This window comes from Streptomyces alkaliphilus, from assembly GCF_014141535.1.
GTDB classification, from domain to species: Bacteria; Actinomycetota; Actinomycetes; order Streptomycetales; family Streptomycetaceae; genus Streptomyces; species Streptomyces alkaliphilus.
This window is the reverse complement of sequence record NZ_VKHT01000629.1, coordinates 1-3,093: the sequence shown is the minus strand read 5'-3', so window position 1 is coordinate 3,093 and position 3,093 is coordinate 1. Positions and strand designations below refer to the sequence as shown.

The 3,093-nt window shown below is 75.8% G+C and carries 3 protein-coding genes; all 3 read right to left on the bottom strand.

The window, feature by feature from the left end; genetic code table 11:
- Window positions 1-12 precede the first annotated feature (12 nt).
- Complete coding sequence (locus tag FNQ90_RS17700) at window positions 13-780, bottom strand: futalosine hydrolase (protein WP_182607277.1); 768 nt, start codon at window positions 778-780, stop codon at window positions 13-15.
- 149 nt (window positions 781-929) lie between these two features.
- Complete coding sequence (locus FNQ90_RS17695) at window positions 930-1,514, bottom strand: hypothetical protein (RefSeq protein WP_182607276.1); 585 nt, start codon at window positions 1,512-1,514, stop codon at window positions 930-932.
- A gap of 26 nt (window positions 1,515-1,540) precedes the next feature.
- Window positions 1,541-3,034, bottom strand: a complete 1,494-nt coding sequence (locus FNQ90_RS17690; protein ID WP_182607275.1) for an MFS transporter — start codon at window positions 3,032-3,034, stop codon at window positions 1,541-1,543.
- Window positions 3,035-3,093 lie beyond the last annotated feature (59 nt).

Below are 3,093 nucleotides of genomic sequence, written 5' to 3'. Positions count from 1 at the left end.
CCCCCGGGCCGGTCACGAAGGGGTGCCCGGCGCCGGTCGGCCGGGGCGGGGGGCACGGCGACCGCCGCCCGGGCGGGCGGCGGCGAACAGCGGACGGGCCGCGGCGGCACAGGCGTCGCCGAGGGCGCGCAGCGCTTCCGGGATTCGCCAGGCGGCGCGGTCGCGCGGTCCCACGGGATTGGAGACCGCCCGCACCTCCAGCACCGGCACCCCGGCGCGGGCGGCGGCCTCGGCGACACCGAAGCCCTCCATCGCCTCCGCCCCCGCCCCGGGGTGACGGGCCGCCAGGTCGGCGGCCCGCCCGGCGGTGCCGGTGACGGTGGAGACGGTCAGCACGGGGGCCAGCAGCGCTCCGGCGGCCAGGGCGACCTCCGCGGCGAGGTCGGCGGGCGGCTCGTGGGCGACGGAGCCGAAGCCCAGTTCGGCCACGTCGACGAAGCCGTCGGCGGTCCCCGCGCCCAGGTCGGCGGCGACGATCCGGGAGGCGACGACGACCGAGCCGAGCGGGGCGTGCGGGACGAAGCCGCCGCCGATGCCCGCGCAGAGCACCAGGTGGAAGGGGCGGCCCTCCGCGCGGGCGCGGGTCAGTGCCTCGGCCGTCCCGGCCGCGGCGGCGGCGGGGCCGACCCCGGTGACCACGGCCTCCACGGCCCCGGGCACCGGTGGGTCCCCGGCGGCGGGACCCGGCGTTTCCGGCGGTGCGGGTGTTCCTCCGGGGGTCGGTGTTCCCGCGAGGCCCGCCAGCACGGCGTCGCGCTCGGCGGTCACGGCGGTGACCACCAACAGTCGACCCCCCGGGGCGGGTTCGGCGACCTCCGGCCGCCCGTCGGCCGGGAGGGCCGCGGAAGGCCCGGGGGACACGGCGGATGCGGGGGCCGGTCGGGCCGACCCGGTCACCGCGGAGGGCTCGGCGCCCACGGGTCCCCCGATCAGTTCCCCGGCTCCAGGCGGGCGTTCCAGACACCCTCGAAGCGCCCGTACAGCGCCTCGTTGAAGGCATCCTCGTCCTGCGCCTGGTAGGCGGCCATCAGTTCATCGGAGTCGTAGTCCCCGGTCAGCTTGACGACGCTGACGGTGATGCCCTCGTCCTCGTCCTCCTCGCCGAACGGGTCGGCCTGCGACATCGCGTGCAACTCGTCGACGGGGAAGTTCTGGAAGGTGGTGGTGTACGGATCCACCGACCGGGTCTCGCCGTTGACGAACAGCAGCCAGCCGTGCTCCGCGATCGAGGGGTCCACGCCCACCCGGAAGGTCTCGCCGCGCCGCGAGGTGAACGACGGCGCGTCGTCGGTGTGCTCCAGGCACTCCTGCGCCCGCTGCACGCCCAGCGGGTCGTCGTGGCCGAAACAGTCGCTCGCGGTCTCCGGGGAGGAGGTCGAGGCGCCGAGGGTGAAGTGCGCGTTCGGCGTCGGCCGCTCGCAGGCGGTCAACCCCGCCAGTCCCAGTGACACGGCGCCGACGGCAAGGGTGGTGCGCAGGGCCCGCCGGCCCATCATCCCGGAGATCGCAGTCATGCGGGCAGGGTACCGGGCGGCCCCCGTCAGCGAACGCGCGGGTGCGGTGTGCCGCGCCGGGCCGAGGCCAGCAGCGTGCCCGCCGAGACGGCCGTGCCGACGATCAGCAGCACCGCCGCCACCGCCATGCCCAGCCACCCGATCAGCGGCAGCACGATGCCGATCGCCCCGCCGACCACCCACGCCATCTGCACCACCGTCTCCGATCGGGCGAAGGCGGAGGTTCGCACCACCTCGGGCACGTCCCGCTGGATCATCGCGTCCAACGACAGCTTCCCCATCGCCTGCCCGAGGCCGGCCACCGCGCTGACCATCAGCACCGTCACCGTGCCGTAGGCGACCGCCGCCGCGATCGAGGTGCCCACCGCCAGCGCCAGCATCAGCAGCAGGATCACCTCCGGCGCCCGGTCCCTGGCCCAGGCCCCCAGCACGTTGCCCAGGCCGTTGCCCGCCCCGGCCGCCACCCCGACCACGCCCAGCGCCAGCGCCGTGGACATCCCCGGCAACGGCTGGTCGCGCAGCAGGAAGGCCAGGAAGAACAGCAGGAAACCCGAGAGCACCCGCAGCGAGGAGTTCGCGAGCAACCCCTTGAACACCGGCGAGTCCGCGGCCCGCAGCACCCGCTCGCGCTCGGCGGAGCGGCGCCGCCACCAGGCCAGGGGGCCGGACGCCCGGCGCGGTCCGCCGTTGCGGGAGGCACGCGCGGCGCCGTCGCGCGCGGACCGCCGGCGGTCGTTCCGGCCGGTGTCGCGCGCCGGTTCCCGCACCACCCGGGTGCGGGCCAGTTCCTCCAGGTGCAGGGCCCGCTCGCCCTTGGCCAGGTCCACCTTGTGCGGCAACCGGAAGCACATCAGGGCGCCGATCGTGGTGAGCACGAACGCGCCGTACAGCGGCCACTGCGGCCCCAACAGGTGCAGCAGCAACCCCAGCGGGGCCGCCACGCCGGCCGCGATCAGGCCGGTCAGGGTGATCCGCGCGTTCGCCTTCACCAGTGAGATCTTCGGCGGCAGCAGGCGGGGCACCACCGCGGCCCGCACGATGTTGTACGCCTTGGAGGCCACCATCACGCCGAGCGCCGCCGGGTACAGCAGGAGTTCCCCGGTGGCCACCGCGCCGGAGATCAGCAGCGCCAGCAGGCCCCGGAACAGCAGCGCCCCCGCCATCGCCGCCCGCCGACCGTGCGGGATCCGGTCCAGCAGGGGGCCGATCACCGGCGCCAGCAACACGAACGGCGCCATCGTGACCGCCAGGTACAGCGCGACCCGGCCGCGCGCCTCGTCGGTCGGGACCGAGAAGAAGATCGTGGACGCCAGAGCCATCGTGATCAGCATGTCGCCCATCGAATGGACGGCGTGCACCTCGATCAGCTTGCCGAGACCCGACTCGCCCGCCCCCTGGGCGTGGGTGACGCGCCGGATCCGACGGCCGAGCGCCGCCGGTGGGCGGGAGACCCCGCGACCGACGGCGCGCAGCGAACGGACCAGCGGCCCGGACCGGCCCCCGGTTCTGCGGTCGGACATGCTGTCAGCTGCCACGTCTGCAAGGGTAGGCGGTGGGGGCGGGACCCACGGGGGTTCGG